General features: G+C 70.0%; 23 protein-coding genes. 11 read left to right on the top strand and 12 right to left on the bottom strand.

The window, feature by feature from the left end:
• Positions 1-39 precede the first annotated feature (39 nt).
• A complete protein-coding gene (locus tag AC0685_RS09815; protein ID WP_478225160.1) occupies positions 40-435 on the bottom strand; it encodes a nitroreductase/quinone reductase family protein in 396 nt (131 codons plus the stop codon).
• A 27-nt stretch (positions 436-462) separates the two neighbouring features.
• Here AC0685_RS09815 and AC0685_RS09820 point away from each other — a divergent pair, with 27 nt between their 5' ends.
• Entirely contained in the window at positions 463-1,293 is an 831-nt protein-coding gene (locus AC0685_RS09820; RefSeq protein WP_478225161.1) for an alpha/beta fold hydrolase, read from the top strand.
• Positions 1,290-1,865, top strand: a complete 576-nt coding sequence (locus tag AC0685_RS09825; protein WP_478225162.1) for a histidine phosphatase family protein — start codon at positions 1,290-1,292, stop codon at positions 1,863-1,865. Before AC0685_RS09820 ends, AC0685_RS09825 begins: the two co-directional genes overlap by 4 nt.
• Here AC0685_RS09825 and AC0685_RS09830 read toward each other — a convergent pair.
• Both AC0685_RS09830 and AC0685_RS09835 read right to left on the bottom strand, forming a co-directional pair.
• The gene (locus tag AC0685_RS09830) at positions 1,826-2,296 is read right to left on the bottom strand and encodes a hypothetical protein (RefSeq protein ID WP_478225163.1); all 471 of its coding nucleotides are present in this window, start codon (positions 2,294-2,296) and stop codon (positions 1,826-1,828) included. The genes AC0685_RS09825 and AC0685_RS09830 overlap by 40 nt on opposite strands.
• A 48-nt stretch (positions 2,297-2,344) precedes the next feature.
• Positions 2,345-3,460, bottom strand: coding sequence for a C40 family peptidase (locus AC0685_RS09835; protein WP_478225164.1), 1,116 nt, complete (start codon positions 3,458-3,460; stop codon positions 2,345-2,347).
• 80 nt (positions 3,461-3,540) lie between these two features.
• Between AC0685_RS09835 and AC0685_RS09840 the strand changes: the two genes are divergently transcribed.
• From AC0685_RS09840 to AC0685_RS09865, 6 genes are all read left to right on the top strand, one after another.
• Positions 3,541-4,365 carry a biotin--[acetyl-CoA-carboxylase] ligase gene (locus tag AC0685_RS09840; protein ID WP_478225165.1) on the top strand — a complete coding sequence of 275 codons (825 nt, stop codon included), beginning with the start codon at positions 3,541-3,543 and terminating at the stop codon, positions 4,363-4,365.
• 97 nt (positions 4,366-4,462) lie between these two features.
• Positions 4,463-5,038 (top strand): PH domain-containing protein, encoded by a 576-nt coding sequence (locus AC0685_RS09845; RefSeq protein WP_478225166.1) that lies wholly within the window; start codon positions 4,463-4,465, stop codon positions 5,036-5,038.
• Positions 5,038-5,970, top strand: coding sequence for a hydroxymethylglutaryl-CoA lyase (locus AC0685_RS09850; RefSeq protein WP_478225167.1), 933 nt, complete (start codon positions 5,038-5,040; stop codon positions 5,968-5,970). Before AC0685_RS09845 ends, AC0685_RS09850 begins: the two co-directional genes overlap by 1 nt.
• A gap of 37 nt (positions 5,971-6,007) precedes the next feature.
• Entirely contained in the window at positions 6,008-6,181 is a 174-nt protein-coding gene (locus tag AC0685_RS09855) for a hypothetical protein (RefSeq protein ID WP_478225168.1), read from the top strand.
• Positions 6,182-6,242: 61 nt separating this feature from the next.
• On the top strand, positions 6,243-7,043 hold the full coding sequence (locus AC0685_RS09860; RefSeq protein ID WP_478225169.1) for a TNT domain-containing protein: 801 nt from the start codon (positions 6,243-6,245) through the stop codon (positions 7,041-7,043).
• Complete coding sequence (locus AC0685_RS09865) at positions 7,040-7,315, top strand: hypothetical protein (RefSeq protein ID WP_478225170.1); 276 nt, start codon at positions 7,040-7,042, stop codon at positions 7,313-7,315. The genes AC0685_RS09860 and AC0685_RS09865 overlap by 4 nt, the downstream gene beginning before the upstream one ends.
• A 10-nt stretch (positions 7,316-7,325) precedes the next feature.
• On the opposite strand, the gene hisN is transcribed toward AC0685_RS09865, so the two are convergent.
• Positions 7,326-8,114: a histidinol-phosphatase gene (gene hisN, locus AC0685_RS09870; protein WP_478225237.1), complete on the bottom strand. Its 789-nt coding sequence runs from the start codon at positions 8,112-8,114 to the stop codon at positions 7,326-7,328.
• Between the two features lie 39 nt (positions 8,115-8,153).
• Here hisN and AC0685_RS09875 point away from each other — a divergent pair, with 39 nt between their 5' ends.
• The 3 genes from AC0685_RS09875 (at position 8,154) to AC0685_RS09885 (ending at position 10,719) form a co-directional block, all read left to right on the top strand.
• Positions 8,154-8,858: a response regulator transcription factor gene (locus tag AC0685_RS09875; RefSeq protein ID WP_478225238.1), complete on the top strand. Its 705-nt coding sequence runs from the start codon at positions 8,154-8,156 to the stop codon at positions 8,856-8,858.
• A gap of 1 nt (position 8,859) precedes the next feature.
• Positions 8,860-10,143, top strand: coding sequence for an ATP-binding protein (locus AC0685_RS09880; protein WP_478225171.1), 1,284 nt, complete (start codon positions 8,860-8,862; stop codon positions 10,141-10,143).
• Positions 10,144-10,206: 63 nt separating this feature from the next.
• A complete protein-coding gene (locus AC0685_RS09885; RefSeq protein WP_478225172.1) occupies positions 10,207-10,719 on the top strand; it encodes a hypothetical protein in 513 nt (170 codons plus the stop codon).
• Here the strand turns inward: AC0685_RS09885 and AC0685_RS09890 are convergent.
• The 8 genes from AC0685_RS09890 to AC0685_RS09925 all read right to left on the bottom strand — a co-directional run bounded on the left by AC0685_RS09890 (position 10,697) and on the right by AC0685_RS09925 (position 18,814).
• Positions 10,697-11,110, bottom strand: coding sequence for a Pvc16 family protein (locus AC0685_RS09890; RefSeq protein ID WP_478225173.1), 414 nt, complete (start codon positions 11,108-11,110; stop codon positions 10,697-10,699). The genes AC0685_RS09885 and AC0685_RS09890 overlap by 23 nt on opposite strands.
• 4 nt (positions 11,111-11,114) lie before the next feature.
• Positions 11,115-11,747, bottom strand: coding sequence for a helix-turn-helix transcriptional regulator (locus AC0685_RS09895; RefSeq protein WP_340684524.1), 633 nt, complete (start codon positions 11,745-11,747; stop codon positions 11,115-11,117).
• A 136-nt stretch (positions 11,748-11,883) separates the two neighbouring features.
• A complete protein-coding gene (locus tag AC0685_RS09900; protein ID WP_478225174.1) occupies positions 11,884-12,531 on the bottom strand; it encodes a response regulator in 648 nt (215 codons plus the stop codon).
• Positions 12,532-12,831: 300 nt separating this feature from the next.
• The gene (locus AC0685_RS09905) at positions 12,832-13,668 is read right to left on the bottom strand and encodes an NAD(P)H-binding protein (RefSeq protein WP_478225175.1); all 837 of its coding nucleotides are present in this window, start codon (positions 13,666-13,668) and stop codon (positions 12,832-12,834) included.
• A gap of 11 nt (positions 13,669-13,679) precedes the next feature.
• A complete protein-coding gene (locus AC0685_RS09910) occupies positions 13,680-15,038 on the bottom strand; it encodes an MFS transporter (RefSeq protein ID WP_478225176.1) in 1,359 nt (452 codons plus the stop codon).
• A gap of 247 nt (positions 15,039-15,285) precedes the next feature.
• On the bottom strand, positions 15,286-15,825 hold the full coding sequence (locus AC0685_RS09915; protein ID WP_034304834.1) for a GtrA family protein: 540 nt from the start codon (positions 15,823-15,825) through the stop codon (positions 15,286-15,288).
• Between the two features lie 213 nt (positions 15,826-16,038).
• Complete coding sequence (locus AC0685_RS09920) at positions 16,039-16,539, bottom strand: GtrA family protein (RefSeq protein WP_478225177.1); 501 nt, start codon at positions 16,537-16,539, stop codon at positions 16,039-16,041.
• Between the two features lie 10 nt (positions 16,540-16,549).
• Positions 16,550-18,814 (bottom strand): sigma-70 family RNA polymerase sigma factor, encoded by a 2,265-nt coding sequence (locus AC0685_RS09925; RefSeq protein WP_478225179.1) that lies wholly within the window; start codon positions 18,812-18,814, stop codon positions 16,550-16,552.
• Positions 18,815-18,953 lie beyond the last annotated feature (139 nt).

Raw genomic sequence — 18,953 nt, forward strand, 5'->3', positions numbered from 1 at the left:
AGCGAGCGTAAACCTTGCCCTTGGCGTCAAGGCAAACGTTCAGTCGTCGAGATCGACCCGGATGGTGAGGAGGTTCGTGCCGATCGCCCGCACGGCGGCACTGTTGACCGTGGGCAGGGTCTTCAGCCGGGCGCGGGGGTCGTCTTCGGGGAGCAGGCGCGCCGTGCCGGTGTGCCACCGGCCCTTGAGCCGCACCCGGACCCGCGGATCGGCCTGGATGTTGCGGACGTACTGCGACTTCTCGCCGAACTCCGAGACGATCCAGAACGAGCGGCCCACCCGGCGGCCACCGATCGGCGTCCGCCGGGGCTCCCCGGACCTGCGGCCGGTGGTCTCCAGGATCGGCTGTGCGGGCAGGCGGACGAGGATGGGGTTGCCGACGTGGCGTTGAAAGGTGGTGGCCACGCGATGCTTGATCTCGTGATAGCGGGACATGGCTCCAGGGTGCCCTACGCTCGGACCATGGTGAACGAGTCCGACGTGGACCTGGGGAACGGGACCACACTGCACACCTACGACACGGGCGTGGCCGGTCCGGTGGTCTTCTGGCACCACGGCACCCCGAACATCGGCGCCCCGCCGGTCCCGCTGTTCGCGGCGGCCGAGCGGCTCGGGCTGCGGTGGGTCTCCTACGACCGGCCCGGTTACGGCGGTTCCTCGCCGCGGCCCGGCCGGGACGTCGCGTCGGCGGCGTCGGACGTCGAGAAGATCGCCGACGCCCTGGAGATCGAGCGGTTCGCGGTCTTCGGGCATTCCGGAGGCGGACCGCACGCGTTCGCGTGCGCGGCCCTGTTGCCGGAACGGGTGACGGCGATGGTCTGTGTCGCGAGTCTGGCTCCGTACGACGCCGAGGGGCTGGACTGGTTCGCGGGGATGGGCGCGGCGGGAGCCGGCTCCTTGAGGGCAGCCGTGGCCGGCCGGGAGGAAAAGGAGCGGTACGAGGCGACCGCCGAATACGACGCCGAGATGTTCACCCCGGCGGATCACGCGGCCCTGGCGGGTGACTGGAACTGGGTGCTCGACGTGGTCGGTCCTGCGGTCGAGGGCGGACCCGGCGCGTTGATCGACGACGATCTCGCGTACGTCGCGCCGTGGGGCTTCCGGCCGTCCGACGTCCAGGCCCCCGTTCTGAACCTGCACGGTGGCGCGGATCGGATCGTGCCGGTCGCGCACGGCGAATGGCTGACCCGGCAGTGCGCCACGGCCGAGTCGCGCGTCTTTCCCGAGGACGGGCACGTCTCGGTCCTCCGTCACGGGGAGGCCGCGCTCGACTGGCTGGCCGAGCGCGCGTGAGCTGCGACGTCGTCCTGATCCGGCACGCCGAGTCCGTTCCGCCTTCGCCGGGAAAGCCCGACGACCCGGAGCGGTCACTGACCGCGGCGGGCGTGGCGGCCGCGGAACTGCTCGCGCACGAGCTCGCCGCGATGAAGCCGACGGCGGTCGTGTCGAGTCCGTACCGGCGAGCGGTCGCGACGGTCGAGCCCGCGGCAAGGAAGGCCGGGCTCGAAGTCACGACACGCTGGGAGCTACGCGAGTGGGACTCGGGCTTGGAGCCGACACCGGACTACGCCGGGCACTACGAGCGCAGCTGGGCGGATCCGGATTTCGCGCGGCCGGGCGCCGAGAGCCTGCGGCAGCTGACGGCACGCGCGATGGCCGCCGTCGCTCGGCTCGCGGAGGAGTATGACGGCGGTGTCGTGCTGGTGGGCAGTCACGGAACCTTCGTGTCCCGCCTGTTGGCCGGGGTGCGGCAGGGGATCGGCTGGCCGTTCTCCCGGGACATGCCGATGCCCGCCGTCCACCGGCTGCGCTGGCCCCACGAGCATCATCCGGCGCCGAAAGCGGCGCGAAGCGACCTCTCGTAGTCCTGCCGCGAGAACGTCAGATCACCGATGCTGCCGTAGTCCCAGTCCCGGTACGTATTACGCAGATCCGACCACGTCACCGTGTCCTCGCCGGTCGCGATCTTCGCCACCAGCGCCCAGCAGTCGTCGATACCGCAGGTGCACCCCAGCAAGAGGTGTTCGTCGTCTTCGACGCCGTGCGGGACGCGATCCGGCGCTCCGCCGAGTAGGTGCTCGGCGGAAAGGCTCGTCGAGGGAGCGTAATCCCCGGCGAGCAAGGGGGCGGGCTCCGACGGGAATTCCTCGATGCGCTCCTTCTGTTCCGCGAGCGCGCCGGGAAGTTCGGCTTCGCGCACCAGCTCCAGAAAAGAAACGCCGTCGATCAGGAATCGAAGCGACGTTTCCCGCTCGGCCGGTCTCGTGGAGATCCTGCGGAACTCGATCGAACGCATGGTCGCCACGGTAACCGTCGGTGCCGGGGCCAGGGGTGGTTGGCCGGTTCAGGCCGCGGGCCGTCCGGCGCCGGTGTAGTCGTCGCCCTTCGAGCGATACGTGTGGATCTGGATCGCCTGGCCCTCGGTGGGCGCGTTGATCATCAGCCCGTTCCCGAGGTACAGCCCGACGTGGTGGATGCGCGTCGCCGGGTTCCCGTAGAACACGAGGTCCCCGAGCTTCGGCTCGCCGGACACCTGCGGCAGCGCCCGGAACTGGGTGTCCGCGGTCCGCGGGAGCGAGATCCCGGCTTCGTCGTAGGACTTCTTGGTCAGGCCGGAGCAGTCGAAGCCCGCCGCGCCCGCCTCGGGGCCGTTGCCGCCCCACACGTACGGGAGGCCCAGCTGGCCGAGGGCGAACCGGGTCGCCTTCACGGCGGGGCTGCCGGAACGTGCCGGGTCGAGGGACAGGGTCGCGTACAGCTGGGCGTTGCCCAGGACGCGCTGGCGGAACAGTTCGGCGTCGTTGCCCTTGCCGCCCTGGTAGCCGGCGATGGCCTTCCACCAGCCGTTGCCGCCGCCGAGGTCGGCCCCGGAAGCGCACAGGGCGCGGCCGGCGGCGACCGAGGCGGAGTCGGGATCGGTGAGCGCGGGTTTCGCGATACCGGGGATCGACGCGCCGTGCTTATTCCATTGCTGCGCCGACAGGCCGAGGGGGTTGTCGCCGCCGCGTCCGTGGTTCGAGCTCGCCGCGCCGATCCCGGCGAGGGTGACCCAGGACAGGTGACACTTCGGCTGCTCGCCGCGCAGCGCCAGTTCGCCGTTCGCGTACCCCATGAGCGACTTCGCCGGGATGTCGAGCGCCCCGGCGAGCTTGTCGGCCCACTCTTCGAGCGGCCGGGCGCCCTTCGGCGTCTCCTGCGCCTTCACCGGCGCGCTGACTTCGAGCACCGACGGACCCGCGCCGCCGCCGACGGTGGCCGGGTCCTGCTTGGCGGCGGGAACGGAAATCGGCTGGCGCCCGTCGGCGGGTGCGGGATCGTTGCCGCCCGCGAGCAGCCAGCCCGCCGTCGCGAGCCCCGCGACCAGGGGGAGGGCGACCAGGCCGCGCATCGCCACGCCGTGCGCCCACGACTTCTTCCGGCTGGTTTCGGGCGCGCTCGGGGCCGGGTCGGGCTCAGTCACGCCGTCCAGGTTATTGGAGACCACCTCTGCGTAACGAGCGAACGCCTTGCACGTTAGGGGGACTCTCATATTCTGGACGAATGAGTGAGACGGGAGCGCTCGACGCCGGGCGCCTGAGTGCCACGCTGTCCGGCCGGTACACCGCGATCCAGGTCGTTTCGAGCACCGGGTCCACCAACGCTGACCTGCGGGAAGCCGCCGCGAAGGGTGCCGAAGACCGCACCGTGCTGATCGCCGAAGAGCAGACGGCCGGGGTCGGCCGCCGCGCGCGGCAGTGGGCCTCGCCGAAGGGATCGGGCCTCTACGTCAGTGTCCTGCTGCGTCCCGGCGGCGTTCCGTTCGCCAATTTGGGTTCACTTTCCGTGGTCGCGGGCCTCGCGGTCCGGGAGGTCGCCGCGGGCCTCGGCGTCGACGCCGTCCTCAAGTGGCCGAACGACGTCCTCGCCGGTCCTGAGCGCGCCAAATGCGCGGGCATCCTGGCGGAGGCCGTCGCCGGCGACGACACCACCGTGATCCTCGGCATCGGCCTGAACGTGCTGCCGCTCGGCGAGAACGTCCCGGCCGGGCCCGGCGGTCTGCCCCCGACCTCGCTGGCCGAGCAGGGCGCGACGGAGACCGATCGCGCCGAGATCGCCTCGCGGCTGCTCACCGGTTTCGACGAACTCGAACGCCGCTGGCGGCTCGCCGGCGGGTCACTGGCCGAGGCCGGTCTGCTCGGGGACTATCGACGGCACTGCGCCACGCTGGGCCAGGACGTCGAGGTCCAGCTGCCCGACGGCTCGGCGCTGACCGGACGCGCCGCCGACATCGATCCCGCCGGCCAGCTCCAGGTCGACGTTCCGGGTGGTGAGCGGTACACGGTGTTCGCCGGCGACGTCGTCCACGTGCGCCCGGCCAAGGCCTGATCCGTGCGTCTCGATTTCCGGCGTCTCCTCTTCCGCCGGGACCGTTCGCCGGTACGGTGAGCTCACCAGCGCCGAACACACTTTGGGAGCGTCCGTCGTGGCCTATCCGGACGATTTGCTCAGCGAAAACGAGCACGTCGTGGTGCACAGTCACCCGCATTTCAAGATGCTGATCTTCCCGTTCCTCGCGCTGATCATCACGCTCGGCGTGGGGATTTGGCTGGCCGTCGTCGCGAAGGACGCGACGGCCCCGTGGGACCTGATCTCCGAGATCGCGATCGCCGCGGTCGGGCTCGGTCTCGTCGTCTGGCTCTTCCTGGCGCCGTTCGTCCGCTGGCGCACGACGCATTTCATCGTGACCACGGACCGGCTGATCGCCCGCGAGGGTGTGCTGAAGCGGACCGGGATCGACATCCCGCTGTCGCGGATCAACAGCGTCCAGTTCGAGCATGGGCTGCTGGACCGCGTGTTCGGCTGCGGCACGCTGGTGATCGAGTCCGCCTCGGACGAACCGCTGAAGTTCGACGACATCCCCAAGGTCGAGCGGGTGCACACGGTCATCTACCGCGAAGTCAACGACAACCCGTACGACGACTTCGCGCCGGGTGCGCCGCAGCAGACCGAGCCGCTTCCGCCGCAGGGGCACCCGCCGCGCGGAAACCGGCGCCGCTGATGGGCACGCGAGAACTGGGGCTGCCCGACCGCGTCCCGTCGGCCGCCGCGTTGCCGGAGCGGGTGACGATCTGGGAGGTCGGTCCGCGTGACGGTCTCCAGAACGAGAAGTCGATCGTCCCGGTCGAGGTCAAACTCGAGTTCCTGGACAAGCTCGCGGGCGCCGGGCTGACCACGCTCGAGTCGACCAGTTTCGTGAGCCCGAAATGGGTGCCGCAGCTGGCCGACGCCGAGCAGCTCCTGGCCGGGCTCGAAAAGCGCGAAGGCGTCCGGTACCCAGTGCTCGTCCCGAACGAACGCGGACTGGACAGGGCGCTGGAAGCCGGGGTCTCGCATATCGCGATCTTCGCCAGCGCCACCGAAACCTTCGCCAAGAAGAACCTCAACTCGACGGTGGACGACCAGTTCGCGATGTTCGAACCGGTCGTCACCAGGGCGCGGGCCGAAGGTCTCGACGTCCGCGGGTACGTGTCGATGTGCTTCGGCGACCCGTGGGAAGGCGCCGTCCCGGCCGCGCAGGTCGCCGGGGTGGGTAAACGGCTCCTCGACCTCGGCTGCTCGCAGCTCTCGCTCGGCGACACCATCGGCGTCGCCACCGCGGGCCAGGTCGAGGCGCTGATCGGGCAGTTCGCCGACGTCGGCACCCTGGCCGTCCATTTCCACGACACCTACGGCCAGGCGCTCGCCAACACGCTGGCCGCCCTCCGCTGCGGCGTGTCCACTGTGGACTCCTCCGCCGGTGGGCTCGGCGGCTGCCCGTACGCCGAATCCGCCACCGGGAACCTCGCCACCGAAGACCTCGTGTGGATGCTCGACGGTCTCGGCGTCGAAACCGGTGTCGACCTCGACGCGCTGGTCGCGGCGAGCAAGTGGATGGCCGGGAAACTGGGCAGGCCGAGCCCGTCCCGGGTGGTCAACGCGCTCGCCGGATGAGGTTCGCGGAACTCACGGACGAGACCTTTCCACTGCCTTGCTGCGGGCGGCGGTCGACTTCGCGGCCGGGCGTGGGGCGCGCGTCGTCGAGGGTTACCCCGTCGAGGTACTGGGGAAGCGACCGGGCGCGGATCTGTACCACGGCACGGTGAGCACGTTCGCGAAGGCGGGTTTCGAACTCGTCGAACGCCGGTCGGCGCTAAGGTCGTAACGCGTCCTGTCCGCTGCCTCCCCCGTTCACCGGTGGGGTCCGATTCCTTGGTGGAGGTGCGGTGACCGATCCGAGCGAGGCCGGAACGGGCCCGATCCGGCTGCCTGCCGAGTACGACGCCCCGACCCCGCCGCACGGGGCGCGCGCTCCGTACGCGCCTTCGCCGTGGCCGCCCGCGGTGGCGCCGCTGCGAGTGCCGTTTCCGCCCCAGCCCGTCGTTCCGCCGCCCATGGGGGCCTTGCGGACCGAGCGGGAGAGCGTGATCGCGCTGTTTCTGGTGCACATGTTCCCCATCGGTCATCTGCCGGTCGCGATGGGGAAACCCGCGCGCCAGTTGCCGCTCCCCGAGGGCGGTTCCGGCCCGCAGGACCATCCCGAGGCGGACGTGCTCGACGACCTGGACGCGTTGTCCCACGTCAGCAGCGGTTTCCGGCGTTCGCCGACGGCTCCGGGCGTCGCGCCCCCGGCGGAGTTGACCAGGGGCCACGATCCGTGGGGCGGAATGTCCCAAGAGGACTGGAAAGCGCGTTTCGTGACCGGAACGGGCTACCTGTGGCCGGAGGACGCCGATCCGGCGAGGCCGGTGATGCTCGAGGCGGGCACCCATCTCGACCGCTTCGGGGATCAGCACGGCCGGGTGTTCGCCGAGGACGCGACCTTGTTTTCGATGCGCTCGCTGCCATCTGATCAGGTCACCTCGTACCGGCGTTACCGCGTCGTGCGGGCGCTGCCGGTCTGGCGCTCGGTGACCGCCGGCTGGTTCGGCCAGCCCGGCGGCGGGGTGCGCTTCCGCACGGTGCTGGGCGCCGATGAACTCGTCACGCTGGGCTTCCTGGCGGACGTCACGGGGGAGGTTCGGTGAACACGGGGACGATCCTGCGGTGGCTGGCCGCATTGGGTGTGCCACCCGAAGTGGTGTCGGTCGGCGCGGAGACGGACAACGCGTGGTGCCTCATGCGTGCCGAGGAGGAAGGCGCCGAGCCCGCCTGGGAGGTCTTCTGGCGTGAGCAGGGCAACCGGTACGACTGGGCCCGGTTCACCACCGAACAGGTCGCCTGCCACTACCTCTTCGGCCGTCTCGCGTGGTCGCAGGTCGCGCGCGGCGCCGTCGGCCTTCTGCCCGGCGCGCAGTGACACCCCGCGTTCAGCGCTTCAGGATCGCCAAGACTTCGTCGTGGAGCAGGCCGTTCGTCGAAAGCGCTGAGCCGTTGTCGTAGCGCCCTTCGCCGTTCAGATCGCTGAACCGGCCACCGGCTTCGGTGATCAGCACCTGGGCCGCGGCGACGTCCCACGGGTTCACGATGCATTCCGCGGTGACGTCGAGCGCGCCCTCGGCGACCAGACAGTGGTGCCAGAAATCGCCGAACGCGCGGCTCTCCCAGCACGCGTTGACGAGGTCGAGGTACTTCTCGCGGGAGTGGTACTCCACCCACGAGTTCAGGTCCGTTGTGGACAGATACGCGGCTTCGAGCGACGCGACCTTCGACACCGAGATGCGGCGTTCCCCGGCGGAGTCGCTCATCCAGGCGCCGTCGCCGGCGGCGGCCCACCAGCGGCGGCCGAGCAGCGGCGCGCTGATCATGCCCACCACGGGCGTGCCATCTTCGACCAGCGCGATCAGCGTCGCCCAGACCGGGACACCGCGCAGGAAGTTCTTGGTCCCGTCGATCGGGTCGAGCACCCAGGCGCGGCCGGTCGCCGCGGTGCCGCCGCGTTCCTCGCCGAGCACCGTGTCGTCCGGCCGGTCCGCGGCGAGGATCGCGCGGATGGCGTCTTCGACGGCGGTGTCCGCGTCGGTGACCGGCGTCCGGTCGGGTTTGCGTTCCACGGCCAGGTCGAGCGCGCGGAACCGGGCGGTGGTGATGGCGTCGGCGGCGTCGGCCAGCCGGGTGGCGAGTTCCAGATCATTCTCGTAGCCAGGCACGGTGACGATGGTTTCACGCCCGGCAGTCGTAGAGTTGGCCAGGTGAGCATGGTGCTACTCGCCGAGGACGACCCGGCCATCGCCGATCCGCTTTCCCGCGCACTCCAGCGGGAGGGCTATGACGTGCGGGTCGTCGGCGACGGGCCCGCAGCCCTCGACGCGACCGGGAGCGACCGGGTGGACCTGCTGGTCCTCGATCTCGGCCTGCCCGGGATGGACGGGCTCGAAGTGTGCCGCCGCCTGCGCGCCAGCGGCACCGAGGTGCCGGTGCTGATGCTCACCGCGCGCACGGACGAGGTCGATTTCGTGGTCGGGCTCGACGCCGGCGCCGACGACTACGTCGCCAAGCCGTTCCGGCTGGCCGAACTGCTGGCCCGCATCCGCGCGCTGCTCCGCCGCCGGGCCCCCGACGTGCTCGAAGCCGGGGGAGTGCGGATGGATCTCGGCGCCCGGATGGTCACCGTGGACCTGCACGAGGTGCAGCTGGCGAACAAGGAGTTCGAGCTGCTCCGGGTGCTGATGAGCCGCGCCGGTCAGGTGGTCAGCCGCGACGAGATCCTCGCCGAGGTGTGGAACGACCTCGAATCGAAGACCTCGAAGACCCTCGACATGCACATGTCGTGGCTCAGGCGGAAGCTCGCGATCGCGGCCGACGAAGCCGCGGGCAGGGCGGGCAAACCCGGCGGTAACGGCGACGGCGAACGGCGAATCGCCACCGTCCGCGGCGTCGGCTTCCGCTTCAACGCGGAATAGCATGCGCCGACGCATCCTCCTGGCGATCCTGCTCGCCGTCGCGGTCACCGCGGCGGTGCTGGGCATCCCGCTGGGGATCACCGCGTGGCAGCTGGTCGATAACCTCAACCGCGAGAACCTCGCTTCCTCGGCCCGTGGGATAGCGGCGACGCTGGACAGCGAGATCGCGGTCGGCCAGCCGATCAACCTCGACCTGGTCCGGGTCGCCGTGCCGCAGGGCGGATTGCTGACCGTCCGCGCGCAAGGGCAGATCGAGAAGCGCTACGGCTCCGATCCCGGCTCGGACGTGGTGTCCGAACGGGCCCCGATCGCGTTGCACGGCGAGGTCGAGCTGTCCGTGCCCGCCGGCCCGATGCGCACCCGCCAGACCCAGGTCACCCTACTGGTGGTGCTGCTGGTCGTGCTGTCGGTCGGCACCGGCACGGTGGTCGCGACGGTGACCGCGCGAAGGCTCGCGAAACCGCTGCGACACGTCGCGGATCGCGCGGTCAAACTCGGCGGCGGCGACTTCCGGCCGGATCCCAAGCGCTACGGCGTCGGCGAACTCGACATGGTCGCCGAGGCGCTCGACGCGTCCGGTTCGGCGCTCGCCCAGCTCGTCCAGCGGGAACGGCAGCTCGTCGGCGACGTCTCCCATCAGCTGCGGAGCCGGTTGACCGCGTTGCAGCTGCGGCTCGAACCGCTCACCATCCACTCCGACCGAGACGTCGTCGACGAGGCGAAGGCCGCGCAGGAACAGGCCGACCGGCTCGCCGAGGCCCTCGACGAACTGCTGGCCGCCGCGCGGGCGGCGCGCGAGGTCGGCGCGGAACCGGTGAACCTGCCGGAAGTGCTCCCCGAGGTTTCCGAAGAATGGCGACAGCTGCTTCGCGCCGAGGGCAGGCATCTGCGGATCCGCGTCACCGACGGACTGAGGGCGAGGGCGACGCCCGGCCGCTTGCGCGAGGTCGTCGGCGTCCTGCTCGACAACGCGCTGCGCCACGGCGCGGGAACGGTCACGCTCGCCGCCCGGCGCGGCGACGCGGAAGGCACTGTCGTCGTCGAGGTCGCCGACACCGGGTCAGGGGTGCCCGACGAGCTGGCGCCGCACATCTTCGAACGTGGCTTCTCCGGCGGCGGGTCGACCGGCGTCGGGCTCGCGCTCGCTCGCGCGCTCATCGAGGCAGACGGTGGACGGCTGGAGCTGTCGAGCAAGCAGCCCGCGGTGTTCAGCCTCTTCCTGAAGGTGCCCCGGCCGGGCGATGTGGCCGAGGTGCGCTGGCCGGCCGAGCGGGTCCCTCGCTAAGACCTCCCCAAGGTTCTCCCGATCGGGCAAGGCCACGGAAGTGCGCGGACCTACCGTCGGGGGGTGCGTGCGACGGCGTTCCGGTACCACCCGCCGGTGAGTCCGGTGGCCGCGGCGACCCTGGAGATCGGCAAGGTGGCGGTCACCGTGGGGTTGTCCTTCGAGGGTGCCCTGTACGCGTGCCGCCGTCCGCCCGGAGTGGTGGAGCGGATGGAGGCGGAAGCCTTGGACCTGCTGTCGAAGGGGCTGTTCGTCAGCGGGTTCGACACCCCGGTCGCGACCGTGACCGGGGCGGCGGGACACCGGTTCGTCCAGCAGAGCGCCGAGTTCCGGCCGCCGGACGCCCGGCTCTACCGGGGCATGTGCGGGGTCGGCGCCAGCCGGAACGGGCTGACCCTGACCGGCATCCTCGGCTACCGCCTCGAAGTCCGCGCGGGGTGGGCCGGGCGGGCAGGCGAATGCGGCCCGCCCGAGACGGCCTCCGAATGGTGCGAGCTCTTCGGCGGGCAGCTGTCGTCCATCGGCGGGGTGGTCCTGCGGCGGTCCTCGATGCTCAGTCTCGGTACTCCGCCGTGACCGTGACGACGAACGCCGCCCGGGCGGGCAGGCCGAGGCTGACCCACAGTCCGGTCGGATCGGTGCGCCCGAGAGTCATCCGCAACGGCTGCTCGTCGACCAGGAGGAACTCCGTCCCGAGCAGGATCCGCAGCGAACGGTCGAGCAGGGTGTGCTCGTCCCGGACCTTGTCCGCCCGCGCCGTGACCAAATAGGACAGTTCGCACCGGTTCGCCCGCACGGCGCCGGTTCCCGGGCCGGCGCCGTGCAGGGCGAAGAGGAACAGATCGACGCTCGACACCCGCGTTTCGGTCTGCCAGGTGGGTTTCGGCGGATCCAGCCGGACCACCGTCCCCTCCGGCAGATGAGGTGCGATGAGCAGGCACAACGCCTCGTCGACCTGACTGATCACGGGATCAGATCAATCCCTCACGCAGTGCGTAAGCCACCGCGTGCGAGCGGTTCCGGAGCTGGAACCGGTTGGTCACGTCGTGCAGGATGCTCTTCACCGTGCGCTGCGAATAACAGAGCTGGTCGGCGATCTCCTGCGTCGAGAATCCCGACGCGACCAGCTTGAGCACCTCGGTCTCCCGGCTGCTCATGCCACCGAAGTGCAGGCCGCGCGGCTGCAGCACCTGGCGTTGCAGCCGCGAGACCCGGTGCAGCAGCCTGCCGAGCAGGTCGGGCGGCAGCGCGCCTTCCCCGGCCGCGGCCGCCTTGATCAGCCGGACCAGGACGTCGGCGCCCGCCTCGGAACGCCGGGCGACCGCGCAGACGCCGTGTTCGATGGCGCTGAGGATCTCGTTGTCGTCGACTTCACCCGCGATGAGCACGATGCGGGTGAACCCTTGGTGGTGCAGTGCGGACAGCAATTGTGTCATGGCCTCGTCGAGGCGGTCGGTGACCAGGAGGGCCACCATCGTCGGGTCGGCGGCCTCCCCGTCCACCAGCCAGACATCGTCACGGGAGCGGAGCGTCATGCAGACGCCGTTGTGCAAAATCGGATCGGTGGCGCGGACGACCACCGGTGTCCTGTTCGGTTCGAACATGTGATTCCCATTCCCCTCGAACGGTGCGAGGGTCCCACCCCCCCGCGCTACTCACCCTGCCGGGTGGGGTGTCCCGGGCGCATGGGACTCCGGTCCCGGAATTGCCCGAAAAGCCGCCCTTATCGGGGTCGCTTTTTCAGCGACCCAACCCCGCTTCGCGGGCACGCACGATCGCTTCGGCGCGGTCCGCGACGTGGAGCTTGCTGAAGACGTTCGAAATATGGTTCCGCACCGTTTTCGGGCTGAGGCAGAGAGTGCTGGCGATGGCGGTGTTGCTGTGCCCGCCCGCGATGAGCGAGAGGACCTCTCGTTCGCGGACGGTGAGTTCCGGGAACACCGTGTCCGTTCTCGGCTGCGAGTGGTTGAAGAAGCCGAGAACGCGCGTCGCGATGTCGGGCCCGAAGATCGCTTCGCGCCTCGCGACGGCGTGAACGGCACGAATGATTTCGTCGGGCTCCGCGTCCTTCAGCAGATATCCGCGGGCTCCGGCCCGCATCGCCGAGAAAACGGATTCACTCTCGTCCGCCATCGTCAGCATGAGCACGCCGACGTCCGGCCGTTCGGCGACGATGTGCCGGGTCGCTTCGGCGCCGCTGATATCGGGCAAATGCAGGTCCATGACCACGACGTCGGGATCGAGGGCGCTCGCCGCGCTGATCGCATGCGCGCCGCTCGCGGCCTCTCCGACCACGTCGACCAGCGGTTCGTTGGCGAGCAGGGTGCAGACCCCGAACCGGAACAGCGGATGGTCGTCGACCACGAGCACGCGAAGGCGTTCGTTCATACGGTTCCCCCTGTCTCCCCGACGCGGCACGTTAGCGAGAGGGCCGCTCGGCGGACAACGCGTGGTCCGGACAGCGGACCGGCGAAAATTAAACGCCTGATGAGTATCGCGTATCGCCGGGCCCGTCCCAAGTCATTAACCCTTTCGGCGCGTTCTTGGGTTTCAAATCCGTGAAGGCCTCCTTCCCTACCCTGAAGGTAGGGAAGGAGGCCTTCACGGATTCTGGGTCCCCAAGGGGGCCTTCATGTACTCACAGGGAGCCAGGCGGTAGCAAAGGTCCCTTGCTTCCCTTTCCGCAGGTCAGGCGAAGGCGGCGGCGCGCTCCCGAGCCCAGTCCGCGAACGTCAGCGGCGCCCGCCCGAGCAGGTCGCGGACGGTGCCGAACACGATCTCCTCGTTCCCGGCCGACTGTCGCTTGAGCTCGAAGATCCCGTCGACCGCCGAAGCGGGCCAGCCGTACCCGAGCATCCTGGCTCGCGAAGCGGCTTCGGGCTCTTCGACGTACGTCAGCGGCCGCCCGAGCGCGTCGCCGAGGATCTCGACCTGCCGCCGCGTCGTGAGCGCTTCGCCGCCGGTGATCGGGTACGTCCTGCCCGCGTGCCCGTTGGTGGTCAGCACGGTCGCGGCGACTTCGGCGATGTCGCGGACGTGCACCAGCGCGGACGCCGGATCGCCTTCGGGGACGCGGACGACCCCGTCGCCGCGCACGGCGTGCAGCCAGGCGAACCGGTTGTCCATGAACGTGCCGGGACGCAGGATCGTCCAGTCCGGCCCGGCTTCGCGCACGGCCCGTTCGGCCTCGGCGTGCACGAGGGAGATGGGGTCGGTCTGTCCGAAGTGGACGCCGGTCGTGGAGAGTTTGACGATGTGCGAGACGCCGGTGGCGGCCTTGAGCACGGCCCGCTCCTGGGCGAGGGGGTCCGAGCCGTGCCCGGAGGTCAGGACGAACACGCGGTCGACGCCGTCGAGCAGCGAAGGATCGAAGGCGTCGAGATCACCGGCGGCGACCTCGGCACGCGGATCGATACGGGCGCGGGCGGGGTCGCGCGTCAGCGCACGCACGCGAGCGCCCCTGCCCAGCAGCGCGGGGACGAGTTCGCGGCCGATTTTGCCGGTGGAACCGAGAACGAGGATCATCGAAGGACTCCCTAGTGGTTGCGCCGCAGCGAAACGCGCGGCAGGAAGAGGGAAGCGGCGAGGCCGACGGCCAAAGCGGGGACCATCGCCCAGAACACGCCATTGAGTGCGGAGGAGTAGCCGGCGGGACTGTCATCGGCGAAGGCGTTCGTGAACACCGCGCCGAAAACGGTCACCCCGGCCGTGGTGCCGAGAGAACGCAGGAAACCGACGGTCGCCGAAACCGCGCCGAGATCGGTCCTGGCGACGTTCTGCTGGGCCGCCATGGAAAGCACCTGCATGTTGAGCCCGGCCGCCGCGCCGAACACGACGAGATAGGCGACGACGATCGGCAACGGCGTCGTTTCGTCCATCGTGGACATCGCGAGCGCGGCGGCGAGGCCGAGGGCCATGCTGAGGATCGGTGCCCAGCGGTAGGCGCCGGTCTTGGCGATGACCCGGCCCGCGGCCATCGACGACGCGGCGACCGCGAGGGTCATGGGCAGCAGCAGGAGTCCGGCTTCCGCGGGCCCGGCGTCGCCCGCGGTCTGCAGGAAGAGCGCCAGGTAGTTGACCGAACCCAGAAAAACGAACCCGGCGGCGGCACTGGCCAGCACGCTGAGGCCGAACATCCGGGAGCGGAAGAGCCGGAGCGGGATGACCGGTTCGGCCGCCCGGCGGTCGACGAGCAGGAAGGCGACGAGCAGCGCCGCGCCGATCGAGGCCGACAGCGGCGTCGCCAGGGTCAGGCCGACGATCGCGCCCGACAGGACGACGATGCCCGCGAAGTCGAACGGTGCGGTCGTCCGGCGTCGTTCGAGGCTCAGGTAGCTCGCGACGACGCCGAACGCGGCCAGCCCGATCGGCACGTTGAGGCCGAAGATCGACCGCCAGCCCGCGAGGTCGGTCAGTACGCCGCCGACGACAGGGCCCGCGAGCGAGGACCCGGCGAAGCAGATCGAGAACCAGGCGAAGTAGCGGGCGCCTTCGCGTCCCGGGAACAGCTCGCCGATGATCGCGGCGACGGCGACGAACAGGCCGCCGGAGCCGATGCCCTGCAGCACGCGGGCGGCGATCAGCAGCGGCATCGTCGGGGCGAGAGCGCAGGCGAGGGAGCCGAGGACGAACAGCGCGATCGCGACGAGCACGACGCGCTTGCGGCCGAAGAGGTCACCGAGTTTTCCGTAGACGGGCGCGCTGACGCTGCCCGTCAGCAGGTAGGCGGTGGTGACCCAGGCGAACGACGCGGCGCCGCCGAGCTCACCGACCATGCGCGGCAGCGCGGTCGCGACGACTTGGGCGTCGAGCATCGCCAGGAACGCGGCGGCGAAGAGCCCGACGAGGGCAAGGGTGTTTCGGGCGCGCGGCGGGGCGCCGAGAGCGGTGCTCAAGAAAGAGATCCATTCACTGGAAGAAACGAGGGAACGCGAGGGACGCGGAGCAGTGCTCGAAAGCAGCCCCGGATCCCCGCCAAGACGGGAAAAGGCTCAACCGTCATCCGAACCGGATGCGGTCCTCTTCGCGCTTGGCGATCACCTCGAATTCGTCCCGCGCGACCGTGCGAACCCGGCCGGCGTCACCAGTGAAGGAACGTTGACATGGATGACCCTAGACAATCACATGTCTTTTGACAAGTACTTAGCGGAGCGGAATGACGTCCTCGTCCGGCTCGTCGCTGTCCCGGCGGCGTTTGCCCAGCTCATCCGGGAAGACCCACTTCTTGAAGCCCCAGAAGCGGAAGAACATCGCCAGCAGCATGCCGATGATCGACCCGCTGGTGAAATCCGCCAGCTCCTGGACGAACCGCGTCACGTGCGGCACTTCGAGGTCGAAGATGTAGCGCGACGTGTACAGCGGGATCAGGTTGACCACCACGGCGATGCCGCTGATCACGAAGAAGAGCGCGGCTTCGTGATGCCGTTCGCGGCCGCCGCGGGTCCGGAAGGACCACTCGCGGTTGAGGATGTAGGACACGATCGTCGCGACGATGATCGCGATGGCCTTCGCCGTGGTCGGCTTCGACTCCAGCACGCTGAGTTTCAGCAGGTACCAGACGCCGTTGTCGACCAGGAACGTCGTGCCGCCCACGATCGCGAACTTCAACAGCTCACGGTGCTTGATCAGCACGGATCGGAGCGGCTCGGGCGTCCTGGAAAGGACGGATTCGACCACGGTCACCAGATCAGTCTAATTCGCGTCGGCCGCCGAACGGGTCGGCAGGGGATGGACAGCGCGATATAGGGCGCTTTGGGCGATTCGGCGGCGGGTCGTGAGTGGCGATTCGGGTTAGAACACGAATCGCCACTCACGACCACTCGCCCTGCCTCCGCTGGTGTTGCGATGACCTGCGAAAAGAGAGCAAGGGACCTTTGCTGCCGCGCGGCGGGCGGATCAGGCGGCGGGATCGTCGGGAATGGCGGAAATGTCCTGCCCGCCGCCCCGCAGCAGTCGCGGCCGCGCGCCGGCCTCCGGGAAGACCCATTTCTTGAACGACCACCAGCGGAACGCCGTGCCGAGCAGGGTGCCGATGATCACGCCGCTGACGAAGTCGGCGATCTCCTGGGCCAGCAGCCCGACGTAGGGCTGCTCCAGCTTGAACACATACCGCGAAACCAGCTGCGGAAGCGCGTTGAGACCGAGCGCGATCGCGCTGAGCAGGAAGAAGAGCGCGGCTTCGTGGGCTCGCTCACGCCCGCCGCGGGAGCGAAAGGACCATTCACGATTCGCGACGTACGAGAAAACGGTCGCCACCAGGACGCCGATGATCAGCGCGGTCACCGGTTTGTCGGTCAGCACGGTGAACTTGAGCCCGTAGGTGATCGTCATCGTGATGACGAAGCTCGCGCCGCCGACCAAGACGAACCGCAGCAGTTCGCGATGCTTCCCCCGCATGCGCGCGACGCTACTGGAAAATGCGGTCGACCACTCCGTTGGGCCGCGTGGTCGGCTTGGACTTCCCGGGCTTCGGCGGAGCGCTGGTGGTTGTCGTCGTGGTCGTCCCCGGCTGGGACGGCTCCTCATTCGAAGGCTCCGAAGGCGTCACGGACGGCGAAGGCTTCTTCGACGGAACAGGCCACCCTGGCCGTCCAGGCTTCGTCGTGTCGATGCTGGCCGGAGGCTTCGAAGTGACCGAAGGCAGCGAAGGCACCGTCGTCGGCGGAAGCAGTGCGTTGTCGTCACACCAGTGGTGCCAGCAGCCGAAATAGACCTCGACCGGCTTCGCCTTGGCAGTGCCGAGGGTGGCGTTCACCGTCACCGGGACATGGGCAGGCGGACGGCCCTTCAGCGTCACCATCAGGTTCGCCTGGCGTCCCGGAGCCAGCGAGCCACGCGAAGTGCACGACGCACCTTCGCCGGTCGGAGTGCATCGGATGCCGGAGAAGCTCGACGAGTAGAGAATGCGGTGGTCGATAGTGATCGTCACCGGCTTCGTCGACTTGCCGGTGTTCTTCACGCTGATGTTCAGCAGCGGGTTGCGGTGCCAGGGGAACGAGGACAACCCGACGCTTTTGGCTGTCAGCGTGAGGCCGTCCACGGGTGCGGGCGGCGCCGGCACCTTGACCTTCACCTCGACCTGAACCTTGATCTGCGCGCCCGCCGTCACCGATCCGGTGACCACGCTGCCGTCCACGGCCGTTTCGTCCGCGAGCAGCCGGAAGGTCAGCACCGCGGACTGCCCCGGTTCGAGACCGGTACCGGTCCGGCAGGTCACCGTACCGGTACCGCCGGGGCAGCTCACCGCGATCGTGGAGGGTGCCTGCTGACGGAAGCCGTTGGTGCCCATCGCGCCGCCGCCGGCGGCGGGAACGGCCCGCACACCCTTCGGCAGGTTCAGCGAGACCGCCACGGGCTCGGACTTCGTTCCGCCGTCGTTGCGCACGGTGATCGGCAGGTTGGCCGCCTCACCGGGCTTGAGCTGGACACCACCGGACGGGGTCGACGCGGTCATCACCGGAGGCGCCGGGATCACCGGCGAAGGCGCGGGCGGCTCGGCGGGCGTCGGAGTCGGCGCGGGAGCGGGCGCCGGAGGAGGCACCTGCTGAGCGGGCGGCACCGGCTGCTGGGCGGGCGGCACCGGCTGCTGCGCCGGCGGCGGGGCGGCAGGCGGTGCCGGGGGCGGGTCGGCCGGTTTGGGGGCGGGTGCCGCGGCGGGCGGCGGGACCGCCGCGGCTGCCGGGATCTCCTGCGTGCCGCCACCGGCGGCGAGCGCCACCGCGACGGCGGCGACGATGGCCGCGCTCGATCCGGCCACTCCGGCGAATTGACGCGGTCCGGCCGCGGCCGCGCCGGCGGCGGCGCCCGAACTCGAGCCCGCCGCTGCGGCCGTCGCGGCCGCGGTGACCGCGCCCGCCTTGCCCGCCCCGGTCGTCGCCAGGTAACCGAGGGCCGCGCCACCGAGCACGATCGGCGCGATGATCCCGCGCAGACCGGTGTTGACGTCGGCCAGTTCCGCGGCCAGCGCGCGGCATTTCTCGCATTCGTCCAGGTGGTTCTCCACCTGGGTCCGTTCGCGTTTGGACAACCCGTCCCGGGTCCACGCGCCGAGCTTGTCCGCGCTCGCGCGGCAGCGTTCGGCGGAGTTCTCGGCCAGGTGGACCTGCAGATACGCCTGCCGCAGTCCTTCACGGGCGCGGTAGGCGAGCGCGGAGACACCGTTCGCGGTCAGGCCCAGCAGCGGCGCGACCTCGGCGGGCGTCTGCCCCTCGATCTCGGTGTGCCACAGCACCGCCTGCCACCGCTCGGGTAGCCGGGCGAACGCCTTCGCGGCGAGCGTGCGCTCGAGCCCGGCGACGGCGGTGTCGGAGAAAGGGACAGTCAGCGCTTCGCCGATGGCGCCGCCGACGTCGGACATGTCCTCGTTCAGGTCGACGCGCTTGTCCTTGCGCGTCTTGTCGTAGGCGGTGTGCCGGAGCGCGGTCAGCAGGTACGCGCGGAACGCGGCGTCGGGGCCTTTGCCGCCGCGCAGCGTGTCCAGCACCTTCGCGAAGGCTTCCGAAACGAGGTCGTCGGCCTCGGAACTCGAGCGGGCGAGCTGGCGGGCGAGGTTGTGCGCCGCGCCGGCGTGGCGCTCGTAAAGGGTTCCGTAAGACGCGATCTTCCCGTCACGCACCTCGGCGATCAGCTCGGCGTCACTCTTACCGGAGAGATCGGCGGGAACGGTGGACACGGGGCTCCTTCATCTGCTGGTTCGGCGGGTCTACTGTCTTAAACGCCCGAACCCGCTCAGTGTGACGGACTGGGCGACGCACGTCACCTCGCGGCCCCGTCGATGACCCGGAGAGCGCAACACCTTCACCCGCCCCGGG

The sequence above is a fragment of the Amycolatopsis sp. NPDC043889 genome (assembly GCF_056435645.1).

What these genes read in the sequence shown, in the direction of transcription:
- AC0685_RS09815 (WP_478225160.1), bottom strand. Translation starts at nt 435, where the DNA reads ATGTCCCGCTATCACGAGATCAAGCATCGCGTGGCCACCACCTTTCAA.
- AC0685_RS09830 (WP_478225163.1), bottom strand. Translation starts at nt 2,296, where the DNA reads ATGCGTTCGATCGAGTTCCGCAGGATCTCCACGAGACCGGCCGAGCGG.
- AC0685_RS09895 (WP_340684524.1), bottom strand. Translation starts at nt 11,747, where the DNA reads ATGTTCGAACCGAACAGGACACCGGTGGTCGTCCGCGCCACCGATCCG.
- AC0685_RS09900 (WP_478225174.1), bottom strand. Translation starts at nt 12,531, where the DNA reads ATGAACGAACGCCTTCGCGTGCTCGTGGTCGACGACCATCCGCTGTTC.
- AC0685_RS09880 (WP_478225171.1), top strand. Translation starts at nt 8,860, where the DNA reads ATGCGCCGACGCATCCTCCTGGCGATCCTGCTCGCCGTCGCGGTCACC.
- AC0685_RS09875 (WP_478225238.1), top strand. Translation starts at nt 8,154, where the DNA reads ATGGTGCTACTCGCCGAGGACGACCCGGCCATCGCCGATCCGCTTTCC.
- AC0685_RS09850 (WP_478225167.1), top strand. Translation starts at nt 5,038, where the DNA reads ATGGGCACGCGAGAACTGGGGCTGCCCGACCGCGTCCCGTCGGCCGCC.
- AC0685_RS09920 (WP_478225177.1), bottom strand. Translation starts at nt 16,539, where the DNA reads ATGCGGGGGAAGCATCGCGAACTGCTGCGGTTCGTCTTGGTCGGCGGC.
- AC0685_RS09840 (WP_478225165.1), top strand. Translation starts at nt 3,541, where the DNA reads ATGAGTGAGACGGGAGCGCTCGACGCCGGGCGCCTGAGTGCCACGCTG.
- AC0685_RS09820 (WP_478225161.1), top strand. Translation starts at nt 463, where the DNA reads ATGGTGAACGAGTCCGACGTGGACCTGGGGAACGGGACCACACTGCAC.
- AC0685_RS09905 (WP_478225175.1), bottom strand. Translation starts at nt 13,668, where the DNA reads ATGATCCTCGTTCTCGGTTCCACCGGCAAAATCGGCCGCGAACTCGTC.